16 protein-coding genes and 1 other RNA gene are annotated in these 19,654 nt (G+C 63.4%); 1 reads left to right on the top strand and 16 read right to left on the bottom strand.

Features of this window, described 5'->3' with window-relative positions; genetic code table 11:
• Nucleotides 1-149 precede the first annotated feature (149 nt).
• From ftsA to rnpB, 15 genes are all read right to left on the bottom strand, one after another.
• Complete coding sequence (ftsA, locus tag AC3RCJ_RS05975) at nucleotides 150-1,382, bottom strand: cell division protein FtsA (RefSeq protein WP_010394955.1); 1,233 nt, start codon at nucleotides 1,380-1,382, stop codon at nucleotides 150-152.
• Between the two features lie 56 nt (nucleotides 1,383-1,438).
• Nucleotides 1,439-2,257 (bottom strand): cell division protein FtsQ/DivIB, encoded by an 819-nt coding sequence (locus AC3RCJ_RS05970; RefSeq protein WP_492961581.1) that lies wholly within the window; start codon nucleotides 2,255-2,257, stop codon nucleotides 1,439-1,441.
• 1 nt (nucleotide 2,258) lies between these two features.
• The gene (locus tag AC3RCJ_RS05965; RefSeq protein WP_492961583.1) at nucleotides 2,259-3,227 is read right to left on the bottom strand and encodes a D-alanine--D-alanine ligase; all 969 of its coding nucleotides are present in this window, start codon (nucleotides 3,225-3,227) and stop codon (nucleotides 2,259-2,261) included.
• Between the two features lies 1 nt (nucleotide 3,228).
• On the bottom strand, nucleotides 3,229-4,632 hold the full coding sequence (gene murC / locus AC3RCJ_RS05960; RefSeq protein ID WP_492961585.1) for a UDP-N-acetylmuramate--L-alanine ligase: 1,404 nt from the start codon (nucleotides 4,630-4,632) through the stop codon (nucleotides 3,229-3,231).
• A gap of 10 nt (nucleotides 4,633-4,642) precedes the next feature.
• Nucleotides 4,643-5,737 (bottom strand): undecaprenyldiphospho-muramoylpentapeptide beta-N-acetylglucosaminyltransferase, encoded by a 1,095-nt coding sequence (gene murG, locus AC3RCJ_RS05955; RefSeq protein WP_492961587.1) that lies wholly within the window; start codon nucleotides 5,735-5,737, stop codon nucleotides 4,643-4,645.
• Nucleotides 5,734-6,945: a putative lipid II flippase FtsW gene (gene ftsW, locus AC3RCJ_RS05950; protein WP_492961588.1), complete on the bottom strand. Its 1,212-nt coding sequence runs from the start codon at nucleotides 6,943-6,945 to the stop codon at nucleotides 5,734-5,736. The genes murG and ftsW overlap by 4 nt, the downstream gene beginning before the upstream one ends.
• The gene (gene murD, locus AC3RCJ_RS05945; protein WP_492961590.1) at nucleotides 6,945-8,507 is read right to left on the bottom strand and encodes a UDP-N-acetylmuramoyl-L-alanine--D-glutamate ligase; all 1,563 of its coding nucleotides are present in this window, start codon (nucleotides 8,505-8,507) and stop codon (nucleotides 6,945-6,947) included. The genes ftsW and murD overlap by 1 nt, the downstream gene beginning before the upstream one ends.
• Nucleotides 8,507-9,682, bottom strand: coding sequence for a phospho-N-acetylmuramoyl-pentapeptide-transferase (mraY, locus tag AC3RCJ_RS05940; protein ID WP_492961592.1), 1,176 nt, complete (start codon nucleotides 9,680-9,682; stop codon nucleotides 8,507-8,509). The genes murD and mraY overlap by 1 nt, the downstream gene beginning before the upstream one ends.
• Nucleotides 9,683-9,684: 2 nt before the next feature.
• Entirely contained in the window at nucleotides 9,685-11,121 is a 1,437-nt protein-coding gene (locus tag AC3RCJ_RS05935; protein ID WP_492961594.1) for a UDP-N-acetylmuramoyl-tripeptide--D-alanyl-D-alanine ligase, read from the bottom strand.
• Nucleotides 11,121-12,629: a UDP-N-acetylmuramoyl-L-alanyl-D-glutamate--2,6-diaminopimelate ligase gene (locus AC3RCJ_RS05930; protein ID WP_492961596.1), complete on the bottom strand. Its 1,509-nt coding sequence runs from the start codon at nucleotides 12,627-12,629 to the stop codon at nucleotides 11,121-11,123. Before AC3RCJ_RS05930 ends, AC3RCJ_RS05935 begins: the two co-directional genes overlap by 1 nt.
• 8 nt (nucleotides 12,630-12,637) lie before the next feature.
• Nucleotides 12,638-14,416, bottom strand: a complete 1,779-nt coding sequence (locus AC3RCJ_RS05925; protein ID WP_492961598.1) for a peptidoglycan D,D-transpeptidase FtsI family protein — start codon at nucleotides 14,414-14,416, stop codon at nucleotides 12,638-12,640.
• Nucleotides 14,416-14,685 (bottom strand): cell division protein FtsL, encoded by a 270-nt coding sequence (gene ftsL, locus AC3RCJ_RS05920; RefSeq protein WP_010394930.1) that lies wholly within the window; start codon nucleotides 14,683-14,685, stop codon nucleotides 14,416-14,418. Before ftsL ends, AC3RCJ_RS05925 begins: the two co-directional genes overlap by 1 nt.
• Nucleotides 14,682-15,653 (bottom strand): 16S rRNA (cytosine(1402)-N(4))-methyltransferase RsmH, encoded by a 972-nt coding sequence (gene rsmH / locus AC3RCJ_RS05915; protein ID WP_492961601.1) that lies wholly within the window; start codon nucleotides 15,651-15,653, stop codon nucleotides 14,682-14,684. Before rsmH ends, ftsL begins: the two co-directional genes overlap by 4 nt.
• Nucleotides 15,654-15,662: 9 nt before the next feature.
• Nucleotides 15,663-16,091 carry a division/cell wall cluster transcriptional repressor MraZ gene (gene mraZ, locus AC3RCJ_RS05910; protein WP_076568405.1) on the bottom strand — a complete coding sequence of 143 codons (429 nt, stop codon included), beginning with the start codon at nucleotides 16,089-16,091 and terminating at the stop codon, nucleotides 15,663-15,665.
• 659 nt (nucleotides 16,092-16,750) lie between these two features.
• An RNA gene (rnpB, locus tag AC3RCJ_RS05905) (RNase P RNA component class A) lies at nucleotides 16,751-17,090 on the bottom strand.
• A gap of 225 nt (nucleotides 17,091-17,315) precedes the next feature.
• On the opposite strand from rnpB, the gene AC3RCJ_RS05900 reads away from it, so the two are divergent.
• Entirely contained in the window at nucleotides 17,316-19,019 is a 1,704-nt protein-coding gene (locus AC3RCJ_RS05900) for a thiamine pyrophosphate-binding protein (protein WP_492961603.1), read from the top strand.
• Between the two features lie 73 nt (nucleotides 19,020-19,092).
• Here AC3RCJ_RS05900 and AC3RCJ_RS05895 read toward each other — a convergent pair whose 3' ends face one another.
• The gene (locus tag AC3RCJ_RS05895; RefSeq protein WP_492961604.1) at nucleotides 19,093-19,644 is read right to left on the bottom strand and encodes a hypothetical protein; all 552 of its coding nucleotides are present in this window, start codon (nucleotides 19,642-19,644) and stop codon (nucleotides 19,093-19,095) included.
• Nucleotides 19,645-19,654: the final 10 nt, after the last annotated feature.

Raw genomic sequence — 19,654 nt, 5'->3', positions numbered from 1 at the left:
CTCCTATCAGAATGCGGTTTCCAAGCGCCAGGCCTCATATTGGTAGGAGAACTGGAGATTGAAAACTGCGGTTAAATATAAAATAAAGTTATGTGTGTGTACCTGCGATGCTGCCAAAAAACCTGTGCTGCCGGGCGTAAGTCATGCCCTTAAAAATTCCCTAAAAACCATTCCTTCATGCGCTGCCAGACTGCCTTCACCGAGCCGTCCTGACGCGTCACGATGTGGCCGCGCAGGTATTGCTTCTTCGCTTCCAGCAGCAGGCCCAATACCGTGGCATAGCGCGGACTGCGCACCACGTCTGCCAGCTGGCCGCGGTATTCGGGCGTGCCCAGGCGCGCTGGCTTGAGGAAGATGTCTTCCGCCATTTCCACCATGCCCGGCATGATGGAAGTGCCGCCCGTGAGCACGATGCCCGACGACAGCACGCCTTCGTAGCCGGATTCGCGCACCACCTGGTGCACCATCGCGAACAGCTCCTCGACCCTCGGCTCGATCACTGCCGCCAGTGCCTGGCGCGACAGGTTGCGCGGGCCGCGGTCGCCCAGGCCTGGCACCTCCAGCGATTCGCCGGGATCGGCCAGGACCTGCTTGGCGACGCCATAGCGGATCTTGATCTCTTCCGCTTCCGCGGTCGGGGTACGCAAGGCCATGGCGATGTCGTTGGTAATCTGGTCGCCGGCGATGGGGATGACTGCCGTATGGCGGATCGCGCCATCGGAAAACACCGCCACGTCGGTCGTGCCGCCGCCGATGTCAATCAGCACCACGCCCAGCTCTTTCTCGTCGGGCGTGAGCACCGCGTCGGCCGAGGCCATCGGCTGCAGGATCAGGTCCGACACTTCCAGGCCGCAGCGGCGCACGCACTTGACGATGTTCTGCACCGCCGACACGGCACCGGTGACGATATGCACCTTTACCTCGAGACGGATGCCGCTCATGCCGATAGGCTCGCGCACATCTTCCTGGCTGTCGACGATGAACTCTTGCGGCACCGTGTGCAGCAATTGCTGGTCGGTCGGAATGTTAACCGCTTTTGCCGTCTCGATGACGCGCGCCACGTCAGTCGCCGTCACTTCCTTGTCCTTGATGGCCACCATGCCGCTGGAATTGAAGCTGCGGATATGGCTGCCCGCAATACCCGCGTAGACATTGCGTATCTTGCAGTCAGCCATCAGCTCGGCCTCTTCCAGCGCGCGCTGGATGGATTCCACCGTGGCCTCGATATTGACCACCACGCCCTTTTTCAGGCCCTTCGATTCGTGCTGGCCCAGCCCGATCACTTCGTGGCGCCCGTCGGACATCACTTCGGCTACCACCGCCACCACTTTCGAGGTGCCGATGTCGAGGCCGACGATCAGGTTTTTCGCGTCTTTTGTCATTTCTGTCGCCTAGTTTTTGGGCTATTAATTGATTAATTGATTAATTGATTATTCGGTCAAGCCGGTTTCTTAATCGGACTGCCATTCTTCTTCCTGATCGCCGGCGCCGGCCTGCCATCCTTGCCTTCGGCCGGTATCACCAGGCCGGCGGAACTGAGTGCCAGGCCGTTCTGGTAGCGCATGTCGATCGTATCGATATTTTCCAGCCGGCTTGCCAGCTGCGGGTAGATACCCACCAGCCGGTCGACGCGCGCCTTCAGAGTCGTATGATTCTGCTCGCGCCCCAACGCCACGCTCATGCCGTTATCCAGTTTCACGGTCCACGCATAGCGGCTCGACAGCGACAGGGTTTCCGGCACCATCTTCAACGGCGCAAACCACTTTGCCAGCTGCACGTAGGTGGCCAGCACTTCCTTCTCGCTGCCATCGGGGCCAGCAAACGCGGGCAACTCATGGTCATCCTCGGCTTCGGCCACATTCGCCGTGAACACGTCGCCCTTGACCGACAATAAACGTCCGTCTTCGCCCCACGTGCCCAGCGCCTCGTGTTCTTCCAGGGCCACGATCAGCTGGTTCGGCCACTCGCGACGCACGCTGGCGCGGCGCACCCAGGGCACCGATTCAAACACGCCGCGCACGCTTTCCAGGTTGGTCGTGAAAAAATTGCCCTTGATGCGACCCTGGGTACCGCTGCGCAGGGTCAGGTAATTCACATGGCGCAGGCCCTTGTCGTCCGCGCTTTCCACCTTGATGGTGCGCAGGTCGAACATCGGGCGCTGCGAGACCCACCAGACGCCGGCCGCCACGCACACGACCAGAACCGCGGCCAGCAAGCCGTTGGCAGTCGTATTGAGGCTTTTAGCGTCATGCCACATATCAGCGCTGTCCCTTGTGCATTTTCAGGCTTGCGCCGGCGACGATTTCCAGGCACAGGTCTTCATAGCTGGTGCCTTCCGCGCGCGCCGCCATCGGCACCAGCGAGTGGCCCGTCATGCCCGGCGAGGTATTCACCTCCAGCAAAAACAGCTTGCTGTCGGCCGCGCGCATCAGCACATCGACCCGTCCCCAGCCTTCGCAGCCCAGGGCGCGGTAGGCTTCCAGCGCGATGCGTTCCATCTCGGCGATGATGGCCGGGTCCAGCTGCGGCGGACAGAAATACTGCGTATCGTCGGTAAAATACTTGTTCTGGTAGTCGTAGTTGCCTTGCGGCGCGACGATTTCGATCGGCGGCAACGCGCGCGCCGTGGCGCCCTTGCCCAGGATCGCCACGGTGAACTCGCGGCCCTTGATGAATTCCTCGGCCAGCACCGAATCGTCGAGGCCGGCGGCGATATCGTAGGCGGCCTGGAAGGCCGATGCCTCGTTGACCGTCGTGATACCGATGCTCGAGCCTTCATGCGGCGGCTTGACGATCAGCGGCAAGCCCAGTTGCGCGGCAACCTTGGCCAGGTCGGAGCTGTCGTCCAGCACCGCGTACTTCGGCGTCGGCAACTGGTGCATCAGCCAGATCATCTTGGTATAGACCTTGTCCATGCCCACCGAGCAAGCCATCACGCCACTGCCCGTGTAGGGAATGCCCAGCTGTTCCAGCGCGCCCTGCAGGCTGCCGTCTTCGCCGAAGCGGCCGTGCAGCGCGATGAAGACGCGGTCAAATTTTTCTGCGGCCAGTTCGGCCAGGCTGCGTTCGCCCGTGTCGAAGCCATGCGCATCCACGCCATGGCTTGTCAAGGCGGCCAGCACGCCCGCGCCGGACATCAGCGACACTTCGCGCTCGGCCGAGCGGCCGCCGAACAGGACGCCGACCTTGCCCAATTGTTTAACGTCGATAGCTGAAGCTTGGTTCACGTCAGGCCTTTACAGTGTTGGATTGATACGTTGTCAGTTGATTCGGGATGCCGCTGATGGAGCCCGCGCCCATGGTCAGCACGACGTCGCCGTCGCGCGCCACGCTCATGATGGTGTCGGCCATGTCCGTCATGGACTCGACGAAAATCGGTTCGATCTTGCCGCGCGCGCGCAGGGCATGCGCCAGGGCGCGGCCGTCGGCGGCGACGATAGGCGCTTCGCCCGCCGCATACACTTCGGACAGCAGCAGCACGTCCGGCGCACCGAGCACTTTCACGAAATCCTCGAACAGGTCGCGCGTGCGGCTGTAGCGGTGCGGCTGGAACGCCAGCACCAGGCGGCGGCCCGGATAGGCGGCGCGCGCGGCGGCCAAGGTCACTTCCGTTTCCACCGGATGGTGGCCGAAATCGTCGACCAGGGCGAAGCTGCCGCCGTTCGGCAGCGCCACGTCGCCGTAGCGCGTGAAGCGCCGGCCCACGCCGGAAAACTCGGCCAGGCCTTGCTGCGTGGCGCTGTCGGCGATGCCGATCTCGCGCGCGATGGCGATCGCCGAGCAGGCATTCTGCACATTGTGCATGCCGGGCTGGTTCAGCACCACGTCCAGGTCCGGATAGCCTTCCTGCAGCACGGTGAAATGCATTTCCAGGCCCACGGCGCGCGCGTTGACGGCGCGCACTTGCGCGTCTTCCGCGAACCCGTAGGTGGTGACCGGCTTGGTCACGGACGGGATGATGGCGCGCACGTGCGGATCGTCGATGCACAGCATGGCGCGGCCGTAGAACGGCAAGCGGTGCGTGAATTGCACGAAGGCCTGCTTGAGCTTCTCGAAATCGTGCTCGTAGGTGTCCATGTGATCGGCGTCGATGTTCGTGATCACTTCGATCATCGGCGTCAGGTTCAGGAACGAGGCGTCCGATTCATCGGCTTCGGCCACCAGGTAGTCGCCCGAGCCCAGTTTGGCGTTCGCGCCGGCGCTGGTCAGACGGCCGCCGATGACGAAAGTCGGGTCGAGGCCGCCCTGCGCCAGCACGGATGCCACCAGGCTGGTGGTGGTCGTCTTGCCGTGCGTGCCGGCAATCGCGATGCCGCGCTTCAGGCGCATCAACTCGCCCAGCATCACGGCGCGCGGCACCAGCGGAATCTTGCGCGCGCGCGCCGCCGCCACTTCCGGATTGTCTTGCGGGACGGCGCCCGACGTCACGACCGCATCGGCGTCGCCGATATTTTCAGCCGCGTGGCCGAGCATGACCGTCGCGCCCAGGCTCGCCAGGCGCTGCGTCGCCGCATTGCTGCCCAGGTCGGAGCCCGATACCTTGTAGCCCAGGTTGACCAGCACTTCGGCGATGCCGCTCATGCCGCTGCCGCCAATGCCGACAAAGTGGATATTGTTTACTTTATGCTTCACAGAGCTAACCTCATGCCAGTTTTTCCAATACGTGTGCGATCGCCTCATTGGCGTCGCGCTTGCCTGCTGCCAGTGCCGCCTGCGCCATCTGCTGGCAGGTATCGCGCGTCAACGACGCCAGCAAGGCGCTCAGCGACGCCGCACTCATTTCCGTCTGCGGCAGATGAATCGCCGCGCCTTGTTTTGCCATCCATTGCGCGTTGTCGCGCTGGTGGCTGGTGGTCGACGCGACCAGCGGCACGAGCACGCTGGCCACGCCGGCCGCCGTCAGTTCCGACAGGGTGATCGCGCCGGCGCGGCAAATCACCAGGTCGGCCTCGGTATACGCCCTGGCCATGTCGTCGATGAAGTCGACCACATTAGCCTGCACGCCCGCCTGCGCATACGCCGCATGCAGGGCGTCGATATTCTTCTTGCCCGACTGGTGCGTCACCAGCGGGCGTTCGCCCTGCGGCATCAGCGCCAGCGCGGCAGGCAGGCTGTCGTTCAGCGCTTTCGCGCCCAGGCTGCCGCCCACCACGAGGATGCGCAACGGTCCGCTGCGGCCCGCGAAACGCGCGGCCGGCGGCGCCATGGCCAGGATCTCGGCGCGCACGGGGTTGCCCGTGACGACGGCCTTGCCGGCGGCGCTGCCGAAATCGGCGGGAAAACCGAAGCACACCTGCTGCGCCAGCGGCACCAGGGTCTTGTTCGACAACAGCAGCGCCGCGTCGGCATTGACCAGCACCAGCGGCACGCCCTTCAGTCGCGCCATCAGGCCGCCCGGCACGGTGACGTAACCGCCCATGCCCATCACCACGTCCGGCTTGCGGCTGGCGATGAAGCGACGGATGGCCAAGAAGCTGGCCAGCATCTTGAAGCCGCCCTTCACCGTGTGCGCCAGGCCCTTGCCGCGCATGCCGGAGAACGCGATGGCGTCCATCGGAATGCCGCTTTTCGGCACCAGGTCCTGCTCCATGCCGTGGGTCGTGCCCAGCCAGCTCACTTCCCAGCCGCGCGCGCGCATCGTCTGCGCGATCGCCAGCCCAGGAAAAATATGGCCACCGGTGCCGGCCGCCATGATCATCAGTCTTTTTGTCGTTTTCAAATTCGTCGCGTTGTTCATAACCGGCCTCCCCGCATCAGGATCCGGTTTTCGTAATCGATGCGCAGCAAAATCGCCAGGCCGATACAGTTAATCAGTACGCCCGTGCCGCCATAACTCATCAAGGGCAGGGTCAGGCCCTTGGTCGGCAGCAGGCCCAGGTTCACGCCCATGTTGATGAAGGTTTGCACGCCGATCCAGATGGCGATGCCTTTCGCGGTCAGCCCGGCGAAGGTCTGGTCGATGGCGATCGCCTGGCGGCCAATGTCAAATGCCCGCTTGATGATCCAGTAGAACATGCCGATCACGATCAGTACGCCCACCAGGCCCAGTTCCTCGCCGATCACGGCCAGCAGGAAGTCCGTGTGCGCCTCGGGCAGGTAGTGCAGTTTTTCCACGCTGCCGCCCAGGCCCACGCCAAACAGCTCGCCACGCCCGAAGGCGATCAGCGAGTGCGTCAGCTGGTACGCCTTGTTCAGCGCATTGTCTTCCTGCCATGGATCAAGGTAGGCAAAAAACCGCTCGCGGCGGAATTTCGACAAGGCGATGATGGTGACGAAAATCGCCGTCAGCATCGCGCCGATGCCGCCGAACCAGATGGCGTTGACGCCGCCGAGGAACAGGATGCCCATGGCGATGCAGACAATCACGCCGAAGGCGCCCAGATCGGGCTCCATCAGCAGCAACAGGCCGACGAAGCTGACGGCCAGCGCCATCGGCATGAAGCCCTTGGTCAGCTTGTGCATGTATTCCTGCTTGCGCACCGTGTAGTCGGCCGCGTACAGCACCATCACCACCTTCATCAGCTCTGACGGCTGCGGACGCAGGCCCGGCAGGTTCAACCAGCGGCGGCCACCGTTGACCGACACGCCCAGGCCCGGTATCAGCACCATCACCAGCAGCACCAGGGTGCCGATGAACAGCCACGGTGCCATCTTCTGCCAGGTGGCGATGCGGATGCGGAACACCAGCGCGCTGGCGATGATCGAGATGCCGATGAAGAGCGCCTGGCGCACGACAAAATAATTGTTCGTGTAGGCGGCGAACTTGCGCGCATCCGACAGCGAAATCGACGCCGAATACACCATCACCATGCCCAGCAACATGAGCAGCAGGACCACCCACACCAACGGCTGGTCGTATTCCATCATCTTCGACTGCCGCGCGCGGCCATCCAGCGGCTTGGCAGCCGAGCCGGAACCGAAGCGGAATGGCAGTTGGAAGGCCATCAGATATCCTGTCCGTTTTCGAGGGCGATATCGCGCACGGCGTCGACGAACACCTGCGCGCGGTGCGCATAGTTCTTGAACATGTCCAGGCTGGCGCAGGCTGGCGACAGCAGCACCGCGTCACCGGCCAGCGCCAGGCCGCTGGCGCGCCTGACCGCTTCCGGCAAGGTGGCGCAATCGTGCAGATCCACCCCGGAAGGCTCCAGCGCCGCGCGCAAGGCTGGCGCATCGCGGCCAATGAGCACCACCGCGCGCACATAGCGCGACACCGGTTCGGCCAGCGGCGAGAAATCCTGTCCCTTGCCGTCGCCGCCGGCGATCAGCACCAGGCGCTGTTCCGCGCCGCCAAACGCCTTGCCCAGGCCGGACAATGCGGCCACTGTCGCGCCCACGTTCGTGCCCTTGCTGTCGTCGTAGTACTCGACTTCACCGACGGCCGTGATCAATTCCACGCGATGCGGCTCGCCCTGGTATTCGCGCAAGCCATGCAGCAGCGGCGCAAACGGCAAGCCGATGGCGCGGCACAGGGCCAGCGCAGCCAGGGCATTCGAGGCATTGTGCTGGCCGCGGATCTTCAGCGCGTCGGCCGGCATCAGCTTTTTCGCCATCGTCGGCACCGGTTCCGGCGCCGGATCGTTCTTCCGGCGTTTTTTCTCGATCACTTCTTCGCTGGGCACGGCTTGCGCCAGCCAGAAGATGCCGCGTTCATTGACCAGGCCAAAACTGTCCACTTCAACCGGCTCGCCCGTGCCGAAGGTAATCGTCTCGGCCAGCGGGTCGGCCATGCGCATCACAAGCGCGTCGTCGCGGTTCAGCACGCGCACGGTCTGGTCGCCGAAGATCCGCGCCTTGTCGGCAGCGTAGGCAGCCATGTCGCCGTGCCAGTCCAGGTGATCCTGCGACAGATTCAACACCGTGGCCGCATCGGCCTGCAGGCTGAACGTCGTGTGCAGCTGGAAGCTGGACAGCTCCAGTATCCACGCCTGCGGCAGGGCGCTGACCACCGGTTCGGCGGCTTCGCCGTCCTCTTCAGCGGCGGCAGGAGCCCGGGCCGGTTCAGCATCGAGCACTTCACGCAGCACGTCCAGCGCGGCCGGGCTGATATTGCCGGCCACGCGCGTGGCCAGGCCCGCGCGTTCGCACAGCAGTCCCACCAGGCTGGTGACGGTCGTCTTGCCATTCGTGCCCGTGATGGCGATGACTTTCGGCGCATAGCCGCGTTCCGCCTTGAGCGCGGCCAGGGCCTGCGCGAACAGTTCGATCTCGCCCCACACGGGGATGTTTTTTTCCTGCGCGGCCGGAGCGATACCAGCCAGTTCGCGGTGCGGCGCCAGGCCGGGGCTGACGGCGACGAAGTCGACGCCATCGAGCAGGTCGGCCGTGAAGGCGCCAGCGATGAACTGCGCCTGCGGCACGGCCGTCTGCAGCGCGGCCAGGCGTTCAGGGGCTTCCCTTGTATCGGCCACGCGCACGGCAGCGCCGCAGCGCGCCAGCCACAGGGCCATGGCCAGCCCCGATTCGCCGAGGCCCAGTACCAGTGCGGTTTTATCAAGGTACATCATCAGCGCAGCTTCAAGGTGGTCAGGCCGAGCAGCACCAGCATCATGGTGATGATCCAGAAGCGCACGACAACCTGCGTTTCTTTCCAGCCTTTTTGTTCAAAATGGTGGTGCAAAGGCGCCATCAGGAAGACGCGACGGCCCACGCCGTAGCGCTTCTTGGTGTACTTGAACCAGGCAACCTGGATGATCACGGACAGCGTTTCGACCACGAAGATGCCGCCCATGATGAACAGGACGATTTCCTGGCGCACGATGACGGCGATGGTGCCCAGTGCGCCGCCCAGTGCCAGCGCGCCCACATCGCCCATGAAAACCTTGGCGGGATGGGTGTTATACCAGAGGAAGGCCAGGCCGGAGCCGGCCAGCGCGCCGCAGAAGATCACCAGCTCGCCGGCGCCCGGGATGTGCGGAATGAACAGGTAGCGCGCATAAGTGACATTGCCCGTCAGGTAGGCGAACAAGCCCAGGGCAGTGCCCACCATCACGGTCGGCATGATGGCCAGGCCATCGAGTCCGTCGGTGAAATTGACGGCGTTGCTGGTGCCGACGATGACGCAGTACGTCAGCGCGATGAAGCCCCACACGCCCAGCGGATAGCTGATGGTCTTGAAGAACGGCACGATCAAGTCGGCCTTGGGCGGCAAGTCCATGGCAAAGCCGGACTGCACCCATGCATAGATCAGGTTCCACACCTGGCCCGCATTCGGCTCCGAGATGGAGACGGAGAACGCCAGGTAAAACGCGGCGACGATGCCGATCAGCGACTGCCAGAAGTATTTTTCGCGCGAGCGCATGCCTTCCGGATCCTGGTGCACCACCTTGCGGTAGTCGTCGGCCCAGCCGACGGCGCCAAAGCCCAGGGTGACGATCAGCACGGGCCAGATGAAGCGGTTCGACAGGTCGGCCCACAGCAAGGTGGAAATGCCGATGGCGATCAGGATCAGCACGCCGCCCATGGTCGGGGTGCCGTGTTTTTTCAAGTGCGTTTGCGGACCGTCCGTGCGCACGGCCTGGCCAACCTTCATGCGCGTGAGCATGCGGATCACGGCGGGGCCGGCGCACAGGCCGATCAAAATCGCCGTCAAGGTGGCGAAGACGGCGCGGAATGTGATGAAGTTAAAGACCCGCAATGGGCCAATGTCGTCCTGGAAATAATGAGCGAGCCAGAGCAGCATGATTAGTGAGCTTCCTTGTTTTTGTTGTTTGAACCAATCAAATGCTGCACGGCCCGTTCCATTTTCATGAAGCGGGAGCCCTTGATTAATACTGTTGCATCCGAACGGCCGGACAAATGCGCATCGAGCGCCGCCAGCAAACCGTCGAACTGTTCGAAATACTCCACGACCGTGCCTGATTCCTGGCTGGCGGCCGCCTGCGCCGCATTCACCAGGTGGCGCGCCAGGCCGCCCGTCGCCAGCACGTGTTCGATGCCTTTGGCGGCGGCGTAGGCGCCGATCTCTTCGTGGAACTGCTGCCCCTGCGTGCCGACTTCGCCCATCTCGCCCAGCACCAGGATGCGAGGTGCCGGCGCCTGCGCCAGTACATCGATGGCCGCGCGCGCCGAATCCGGATTGGCGTTATACGTGTCGTCGATGATGGTGGCGCCATTGGCGGCACGTTTTTTCTGCAGGCGGCCGTTCACGGGGGCGAACGCCTCCAGGCCCTGCTTGATATGTTCGATGGCGATGCCGGCGCCCACGGCGCATGCCACCGCGGCCAGCGCATTGCGCACATTGTGCTCGCCCGCCGCCTGCAGGCCGACGAAGAACTGGCGCAGGCCGCCGTCCTGCGCGCGCACGCTAACGAACAGGTCGCTGCCAAAATCCTCGGCCGCGCGGTGCGTGCAGCTGACGTCCGCCTCCTTCGACAAGCCGAAGGTAATGACGGCGCGCGCGCCGGCCAGTTCGCGCCACACGGGCGTGAATTCGTCGCCATGCGGGAAGACAGCCACGCCGTCGTCGGCCAATGCCGCCAGCGCGGCGCCGTTCTCGCGCGCCACCGCTACCACCGTATGCATGAATTCCTGGTGCTCGCGCTGCGCGTTGTTGACCATCGCCAGGGTCGGCGCGGCAATCGCCGCCAGACGTGCAATTTCTCCCGGATGGTTCATGCCCATCTCGATGACAGCCGCCTTGTGTTCTTCATTCAGGCGGAACAGGGTCAGCGGCACGCCGATTTCATTATTCAGGTTGCCACGCGTGGCCAGGCGCGCTTCTTCACCGAAGGCCGCCGCCAGGATCGATGCAATCATCTCCTTGACGGTGGTCTTGCCATTGCTGCCGGTGACGCCAATGACGGGCAAATTAAAACGGCCGCGCCAATGGTTGGCGATGCGGCCCAGCGCGACCAGGGTATCGGGCACCACGATGGCAGGTACCTTGCCGCTGTCCCAGCCTGCGGGCAGGCGCTCGACCACCACGGCGGCGACGCCACTGGCGGCCACCTGCTCGAGGAAGTCATGGGCGTCGAAGCTCTCGCCGCGCAGGGCGACGAACAGCGAACCGGCTGGGGCGCTGCGGCTGTCGGTGGAGACGCCGGCGAACGCGCGGGCGGCGTCGCCCGCCAGTTGCGCGCCGTCCAGCGCCTGCATCAGTTCTGTCAGGGTGCCGCGCATCAGTTCGTCCTCATCATGGTCAGGCGCGCGGACAGGGCCAGCTGCGCGTGGTCTGCATCGGAGAACGGCAGTTTCTTGCCCTTGATTTCCTGGTACGGTTCATGGCCCTTGCCCGCCAACAGGATCACGTCCGGCTTGGCGGCGTGCTTGATGGCCGACAGGATGGCGGCGGCGCGGTCTTCGATGGCCTGCGGCTGCGGACCATCGGCACGCATGCCGGCGACGATCTGGCCGATGATGGCATGCGGGTCTTCGCTGCGCGGATTGTCGCTGGTGACGAGCACGTGGTCGGCCAGCTGCGCGATGGCGCCCATCTGCGGCCGCTTGCCCGGATCCCGGTCGCCGCCGCAGCCAAATACGCACCACAGCTGGCCGCCCCGTTCCTGCGCCACCTGGCGCAAGGCGGCCAGGGTTTTTTCCAGCGCGTCCGGCGTATGCGCGTAATCGATGACGACCATCGGCGCTTCCTGGCCGCCCACCTGCTGCATGCGGCCGGGGGCCGGCTGCAAGGATTCGATGCCATCGATGGCGGCGCGCAGGCCGGTGCCGTGCGCCAGCAAGGCACCCAGCACGGCCAGCGCATTGCTGATATTGAAGTGTCCTACCAGCTGCGTTTTCACCAGCGCCACGCCCAGCGCGCATTCCAGGTGGAAGTCGGTGCCGGCATTGCGGCTGCGGAACTGGCTGGCGCGCAGCATCAGCACGCCGGGCAAGTCCGGCTGGCTGGCTGCATCCTGCAAGGTATAGCCGATGACGGGATACTCGCCCGCCAGCTTGCCGTCCACGTGCTGCGCCAGGCGCAGGCCCATGGGGTCGTCGAGGTTGATGACGGCCGTTTTCAGGCCGGGCCAGTCGAACAGCTTGACCTTGGCCGCCTCGTAGGCGGCCATGTCGCCATGGTAATCGAGGTGGTCGCGCGTCAAATTGGTGAACATGGCGACATCGAAATGCATGCCGGCCGCGCGGTCCTGGTCCAGGCCGATCGACGACACTTCGATGGCGACGGCCTTGGCGCCGGCGTCGCGCATGGCGGCGAGTTTACGCGCCAGCAGCACGGCATCAGGCGTGGTATAGCCGGTGACGTCGAATTCGATGGCGCCGCGCGGCTTGCACAAGCCCACGCCCAAAGTCCCGATGACGGACGAGGTGACGCCGAGGCGCGCCAGGGCCTGCGCCAACCATAGCGCGCACGAGGTCTTGCCATTCGTGCCCGTCACGCCGGCGCTGAACATGGCGCTGTCGGGCATGTCGTAGACAGCATGCGCCACGGGGCCGGCCAGGCGTTTCAGGTCGCTGACCAGCAGGTGCGGCACGCTCCATGCGGCGTTCCATTCAACGGCGTCATGCACGATGGCGGCGGCGCCCTGCGCGATGGCGGCGGCGATGAAATCGGTGGCGCCCGCGTAGGCGAAAAACACGTCGCCGCGCTGCACGCGGCGCGAATCGGACGTCAGCTGCCCGGACGGGGCAGCCGTTTTGATCCACAAACTGATGTCTTGTATGGTCATGAGTGACTTCACATGGCCTCCGGGCCGGCATTGGCCGGGACCACGATTTCGGTAACGGAGGAATCGGGCGGTACGTTCATCGCGCGCAGCGCGTTGGTCGCAATCGCCGCGAAAGCGGGAGCGGCAACCTGGCCGCCATAGTGGGCTGGGCCGGTCGGTTCATCGATCATCACGGCAATGATGAAGCGCGGCGCCGACATCGGCACCATGCCCACGAAAGAGCCGATGTATTTGCGCGGCATCGCATAGCGGCCATTTTCCACTTTATAGGCGGTGCCCGTCTTGCCGCCGACGCGGTAGCCGGCGACCTGGGCGCGCTTGGCCGAGCCGTGCGCGCCGGAGACCACCAGTTCGAGCATGGCGCGCATTTCTGCGGCCGTCTTCGGCTTGATCACCTGCTGGCCCACGGGCAGTTCATTGACCTTCTGGAACGACAACGGAATCGTGTCGCCGTCGCGGGCGAACATCATATAAGAACGCGCCAGCTGGATCAGCGACACGGAAATGCCGTTACCGTAGCTCATGGTGGCCTGTTCCACCGGGCGCCACGATTTATATGGACGCACGCGGCCGGCCACGGCGCCGGGGAAGCCCCATTTCGGCTGCTGGCCGAAGCCCACCTTGGTAAACATTTCCCACATTTCCTGCGACGGCATGCCCAGCGCGATCTTCGAGGTGCCGATATTCGACGACATCTCGATGATTTCAGAGACGTTGATCACGCCGTGCGGCTTGGTGTCGGTAATCGTGCGGTCGGCGATCGTGTAGCGGCCCGGGCCCGTGTCGATCAAGGTGGTCGGCTTGACCCGGCCCGTGTCGAGCGCCAGCGACACCGTGATCGGCTTCAGGGTCGAACCGGGTTCGAAGGTATCGGTCATGACGCGGTTGCGCAGCTGCTGGCCGGTGAGCTTGCGGCGGTCGTTCGGGTCGTAGCTCGGGTAATTGGCCAGGGCCAGCACTTCGCCCGTGTGCACGTCGAGCACCACGGCGCCGCCGGCCTTGGCATTGAATTTCTCCACCGCTTCCTTCAGCTGCGTGAAGGCGATGTACTGGATCTTGCTGTCGACGGACAGGGTCAGGTCCTTGCCGTCATGCGGTTCGTGGATGAAGCCGATGTCTTCGACGATGTGGCCCAGGCGGTCCTTGATCACGCGGCGGCTGCCGGTGGTGCCGACGAGGGTTTTCTGCTGCGCCAGTTCCATGCTTTCCTGGCCCACGTCTTCCACGTTGGTAAAGCCCACCACGTGGGTCATCACTTCACCCTGCGGATAGAAGCGCTTGTATTCCTTGCGCTCGTCGATGCCGTCGATGCCCAGCTTGGATATCTTGTCGGCCACGTCCATCTCGACCTGGCGTTTCAAGTAGACGAAGCTGCGGTCCGAATCGAGCTTCTTGCGCAATTCGTTGACGTTCATGTCCAGCAGGCCGGCCAGCGCATTGATTTTCTCGGGCGACGCCTGCAGCACGTCGTCGGGAATGGCCCAGATGGCTTTCACGGGGACGGACGACGCCAGCACCTGGCCGTTGCGGTCGGTGATCTTGCCGCGCGTGGCCGGCAATTCCAGGGTGCGCTCATAGCGCGCCTTGCCCTGCTTTTGCAGGAACTGCGTCGACACGCCCTGCAGCCACAGCGCGCGCGCGCCCAGGCCGGCGAAAGCGAAGAACAGCAGGAACAGCACGACGCGCGAACGCCAGACGGGCAGGCGCACCGCCAGTACGGGGTTTTTCGAGAATGGCACGCCCTTCGATGCCGCCACCCGGCCGTTGCTGTTACCGCCCAACTTCATTATTCGCCCTCCGTCAGGTATTGCGTACGCGCTGCCGTCAGCGGCGTCATGCTCAGGTCGCGCCGCGCGATCGCTTCGATGCGTTCATGCTTGCCCAAGGTGGACTGGTCCAGCTGCAGCTGCGCCCAGTCGATGTCGAGCTGGCGCGACAGCGCTTGCGCGCGCTCCAGGTCGATCAGCAGGTGGCGCGACTGGTACTGCGCGTTCACCAGCGACAGGCCGCAGCACACCAGCAGGGCCGACAACACCACGCACAGCTTGCCAGTCATCGGGCGCCGCCACTAGCTGGAATGGGCAAACGCTGCGCCACGCGCATCACGGCCGAACGCGAACGGGGATTGCCCTCGATCTCGGCGTCGGATGGCTTCATCTTCGCAATCAGCTTCATCTCCGGCTGCGGCAGGTCGACCGCGCGGATCGGCAGGCGGCGGTCAGGCTGCTCCACGTTCGCCTTCGAGGCGAAGAAGCGCTTGACCATGCGGTCTTCCAGCGAATGAAAGCTGATCACGGCCATGCGCGCGCCGGGCGCCAGGCAGGCATACGCCTGGTTCAGACCGATCTCGAGATCCTCGAGCTCTTTGTTAATGAAAATGCGGATTGCCTGAAAGGTGCGGGTAGCGGGGTCCTTACCCTTCTCGCGGGTCTTGACGGCGCCTGCCACGATGCCGGCAAGCTGTCGTGTGCTTGAAATTGGCTGGACTGCCCGGCCAGCAACAATCGCCTTTGCAATCTGAAAAGCAAACCGTTCTTCCCCATAATCGCGTATCACTTTCTCTAAATTCTGCTCGGTTTCCACCGCCAGCCATTCGGCCGCGGAGATGCCGCGCGTGGTATCCATGCGCATGTCCAGCGGTCCGTCGTTGCGGAAGCTGAAACCGCGCGCCGCATCGTCGACCTGCGGCGAAGAGATGCCCAGGTCGAGCAGGATGCCGTCCACCTGCCGCACGCCGCGCGCGGCCAGGCTGGCCGTCATGGTGGCAAAGCTGTCATGGACAATTTCAAAACGAGGGTCGGCGATCTGTTCCGCCGTGGCGATCGCCTGCAAATCCTTGTCGAAGCCGATCAGGCGCGCGTCAAGCGCCAGGCGCGAGAGGATCAAGCGGCTATGGCCGCCGCGGCCAAACGTGCCGTCGACATAAATGCCGTGCGCGCGGTCGCCCGACAGGTCGAGCGCATCGACCGCTTCATCGAGCAGCACCGTGCGATGCTGAAATTCCGGCACCGTGAGTAGTGTCATTACGGAGCCTTAGAAAGAAAAATTGGAAAGTACATCGGGAGTGCCGGCATCGATCGCCTGCTGTTCTTTGTCGGCCAGTTTGGCGGCATCCCATATTTCAAAGTGGCTACCCATGCCGATCATCATGACTTCGCGCGACAGCCCCACGGCGTTGCGCAATTCAGGCGAGATCAGCACGCGGCCGGCCGAATCGAGTTCGACATCGCAAGCGTTGCCGAGGAAGATGCGCTGCCAGGCGCGCGCCGACATGGGCCAGGCGGCGATCTGCTGGCGGTGGCTTTCCCACACGGGACGGGGGAAAAACAGCAGGCAGCCATCGGGGTGTTTGGTCAGGGTCAGCCGGCCTTCGCATTGGATCGCCAGCGCGTCACGGTGCTTGGCAGGGATAGACATCCTGCCTTTGGCATCGAGATTGATAGCGGACGCGCCTTGAAACACGAAAGACCTTTTTGAGCTGGGGTTGCGACGCCTTGGCGTCACGCTGGGAGGGAAAATTTCCCACAAAAATACACTTTTTCACACAGTTGCCCACTTTAGAGTAAGCAAAGATAGTGGTCAAGCGGTTTCCGATTGGCAAAACGGGAATTTTATTAATGAAATTAAGGACTTAGCGCAGATCGTTGAAGGAGTATCAAATAAAAATATATCGATAAATTAGGCACTTATGAAAGATAGTGAATGTGCTACCTCATCTGCACACATGTGTTTTCCTACCGTAAACATCAGAAAAAACGAAATGGAAAACTTGAAATTTTTACAGTTAGTTGATGCATGACAATAGTTTCGTCGTGCGAGCACAACGATAAACGGCGACTGGAAAAGACTTGGTTTTCAGCAAAAAAGTGCCCCGTCCAGGGTCCCAGCCAGCTATTTTCCGGGCCTGGCTTCACCATTGACAAGTTATTTTGCAATGCAGCAATTAATTAGATTCGAGAAACTTTAACCAATTGTCATTTTTAATTGTATATACAACTTTATGCTGCCAAGTATTTTTTTATAAACAAAAAAAGCCCCTTTGCAGGGGCTTTTGGGATGCATCGCCAGGCGGAAAATGCCGCCTGGCGTACGCTTCCTGGCACGCCAGGAAGCAGGAATTCAAGTGAAGCAGGCCGATAGGCCGGATTTTGTTACGGCGCCTCCCCTTGCGGGTCGGCGCTATGACAGTCATTCCTCTAGGCGCCAGATTACTCGGGCGCTCAAGCTTTCTACCCGCACGCTCCGCGAGCAGCATCATCGCGTGCCTATTTGAAATTGCACCAGGTGGAGGTTACCGCGTTTCACCGTAACTTAATACGCTCGTCTCTGTGGCCCTATTCCTCGCCTTATACCTTGCGGCTTTCAGCGGACGGCCGTTAACCGTCACCCCGCTCTATGGAGTCCGGACCTTCCTCCCGCCAGCGCATTGCTGCGCCGGCCAGCGACTGTCTGGCCTGCTTCACCCGCCATTGTACCGCGCCGCAGCATGTTTCTGCAAAAAGCCGCTGCCGGAACGGCCGCGGCCCGCGAGCCCGGCACCGGGAGATTGTGTAATTCGGTGTCGCCATTTCAAAAGCCGGGCCAAATCGGCTCACATAGAATGGCGCAAGCTGCTTGCATACCCAGCGCATGCGCTTCGCTTGCCCGATTTTCTTTGCCACCCCACTAGAATATAAAGAGCCGAACATGACGCAACAATCCCGTACCGGCGGCCAGATCCTGGTCGATGCCCTGCACATCCACGGTGTCGACACCGCCTTTGGCGTGCCTGGCGAGAGCTACCTCGACGTGCTCGACGCCCTGCACGATTCAGGCATCCGCTTCATCATCAACCGCCAGGAAGGCGGCGCCGCCTTCATGGCCGAAGCCTACGGCAAGCTGACCGGCAAGCCCGGCATCTGCTTCGTCACGCGCGGACCGGGCGCCACCAACGCCTCGATCGGCGTGCACACGGCCTACCAGGATTCGACGCCGATGATCCTGTTCATCGGCCAGGTGGGCAACGATTTCGTCGACCGCGAAGCGTTCCAGGAAATCGACTACCGCCGCATGTACGGCCAGATGGCCAAGTGGGTGGCACAGATCGACCGCGCCGAACGCATCCCCGAATACCTGGCGCGCGCCTTCCAGGTGGCCACCAGCGGGCGTCCCGGCCCCGTCGTGCTGGCCCTGCCGGAAGACATGCTCATTTCCATGGCGACTGTCGCCGACACGCGCGCCTACCAAGCCGTGCAGGCGGCGCCATCGGACGCCCAGTTGCAGCAGCTGCGCGCCATGCTGGCCGAGGCGCAACGTCCGCTGGTATTGCTGGGCGGCACCACCTGGACGCCGCAAGCCTGCGCCGACCTGCAACAGTTTGCGGAAAGCAACCACCTGCCCGTCGCCTGCGCCTTCCGCTTCCAGGATTTGCTCGACAATGCCCACCCGAACTACATCGGCGACGTGGGCATCGGCATCAACCCGAAACTGGCCGCGCGCGTGAAAAATGCCGACCTGGTCATCGCCATCGGCCCGCGCCTGGGCGAAATGACCACGGGCGGCTACACCCTGTTCGACTCGCCCGTGCCGCGCCAGCGCCTGGTGCACATCCACACGGATGCCGAGGAACTGGGCAGTGTCTACCAGGCCGAACTGATGATCAACAGCGGCATGCCGCAAATCTGCGCCATGCTGGCCGCCATGGCGCCCGTCGACGCTTCCGCATGGAAACATACGCCGGCCGAAGCCAAGGCCGAGCTGGCCGCCTACCAGGAGCGGCCGCCCATCTTCCAGGATGGCCAGGCGCCGCTGGACCTGTGGCAAGTGACGCAGGAGATCATGGCCCAGGCCCCTCTTGATACCATCGTGACGAACGGCGCCGGCAACTACGCCTCGTGGGCACACCGCTTCTACCGCTACGGCGGCCTGCGCACGCAGCTGGCGCCGACGAATGGCGCCATGGGCTACGGCGTGCCGTCCGGCGTGGCGGCCAAGATCGTGCACCCGCAGCGCACCGTGATCACCTTTGCCGGCGACGGCGAATACATGATGAATGGCCAGGAACTGGCGACGGCCGTGCAATACCAGGCGGGCGTGGTCATCATCGTCTTCAACAACCAGATGTTCGGCACCATCCGCATGCACCAGGAACGCGACTACCCGGGCCGCGTGTCGGGCACGACCCTGCACAATCCGGATTTCGCGGCGCTGGCGCAAGCATACGGCGCGCATGGCGAAGTGGTGAATACGACAGAAGAGTTCGCCCCAGCCCTGCAGCGGGCGCTGGCGCACGCCAACGCACACAGCTTGCCGGCCCTGATCGAGCTGCGCTATGACGGCAACCTGATCACGCCAAACGCCACCTTGAGCACCATCCGCGCGAATGCGGAAAAGGCCCAGGCGGCAAAATAGCCGCCAGCGCCACGCTGAAAACAACAAAGGCCCGGTCGATACCGGGCCTTTTTCATTTCAAAACAACAAAAAACTACGCAGCGGCGGGCGCAGGCGCGCTCTCCTGCACTGGCGCGGCAGGCGCTGCCTCGGCCGGCGCCTGCGGCATGGGCGGGCAAGGCGTGCACGTTTTCAGCGGCCGGCCGAAATCGCGCACGCGGCGCAGCTTCATGGGCATGCGCACATTGCCACCGCAGTAATCGCCCTCCAGGGTCAGGGTCTGCCCATCCCTGGAGAACTTGCCGACGATGGTACGCTCTTCGCTGTCGGCGCCGGCGATGGTGAAGTCGAAGGCGCCCGTGGCGGCGTCCAGGTTGACGTCGCTGGCCACGATGGGCCAGCTCAGGGCGCCGGCCGTGAATTCATAGATGACCGAATCGGCTTCGGCAAAGCGGTGCAGGGTCACGCGCTGGCCGCCGATCTCGCCGCTATCCTTCTGCAGGCACAGGTCGGAGTAAACGGCCACGCCATAGCGTTCCAGCCCCGCCGCCTGCTTGCCCTTGGCGGCGAAGACGGCGCCGGTAGTGCCGATCAGCAACAGCGCGGCCAGCATGGCAGCCAGGCGCGGCAATTTCAATGCATACATGGCATTCCTT

Source organism: Janthinobacterium sp. GW822-FHT07H11 (genome assembly GCF_058798615.1).
The sequence above is the reverse complement of the archived record's forward strand: the minus strand, read 5'-3'. Positions and strand labels throughout refer to the sequence as shown.

What these genes read in the sequence shown, in the direction of transcription:
- murD (WP_492961590.1), bottom strand. Translation starts at nt 8,507, where the DNA reads ATGATGTACCTTGATAAAACCGCACTGGTACTGGGCCTCGGCGAATCG.
- murG (WP_492961587.1), bottom strand. Translation starts at nt 5,737, where the DNA reads ATGAACAACGCGACGAATTTGAAAACGACAAAAAGACTGATGATCATG.
- ftsA (WP_010394955.1), bottom strand. Translation starts at nt 1,382, where the DNA reads ATGACAAAAGACGCGAAAAACCTGATCGTCGGCCTCGACATCGGCACC.
- AC3RCJ_RS05895 (WP_492961604.1), bottom strand. Translation starts at nt 19,644, where the DNA reads ATGTATGCATTGAAATTGCCGCGCCTGGCTGCCATGCTGGCCGCGCTG.
- AC3RCJ_RS05925 (WP_492961598.1), bottom strand. Translation starts at nt 14,416, where the DNA reads ATGAAGTTGGGCGGTAACAGCAACGGCCGGGTGGCGGCATCGAAGGGC.
- rsmH (WP_492961601.1), bottom strand. Translation starts at nt 15,653, where the DNA reads ATGACACTACTCACGGTGCCGGAATTTCAGCATCGCACGGTGCTGCTC.
- mraY (WP_492961592.1), bottom strand. Translation starts at nt 9,682, where the DNA reads ATGCTGCTCTGGCTCGCTCATTATTTCCAGGACGACATTGGCCCATTG.
- AC3RCJ_RS05935 (WP_492961594.1), bottom strand. Translation starts at nt 11,121, where the DNA reads ATGCGCGGCACCCTGACAGAACTGATGCAGGCGCTGGACGGCGCGCAA.
- AC3RCJ_RS05900 (WP_492961603.1), top strand. Translation starts at nt 17,316, where the DNA reads ATGACGCAACAATCCCGTACCGGCGGCCAGATCCTGGTCGATGCCCTG.
- AC3RCJ_RS05970 (WP_492961581.1), bottom strand. Translation starts at nt 2,257, where the DNA reads ATGTGGCATGACGCTAAAAGCCTCAATACGACTGCCAACGGCTTGCTG.
- ftsW (WP_492961588.1), bottom strand. Translation starts at nt 6,945, where the DNA reads ATGGCCTTCCAACTGCCATTCCGCTTCGGTTCCGGCTCGGCTGCCAAG.
- AC3RCJ_RS05930 (WP_492961596.1), bottom strand. Translation starts at nt 12,629, where the DNA reads ATGACCATACAAGACATCAGTTTGTGGATCAAAACGGCTGCCCCGTCC.
- ftsL (WP_010394930.1), bottom strand. Translation starts at nt 14,685, where the DNA reads ATGACTGGCAAGCTGTGCGTGGTGTTGTCGGCCCTGCTGGTGTGCTGC.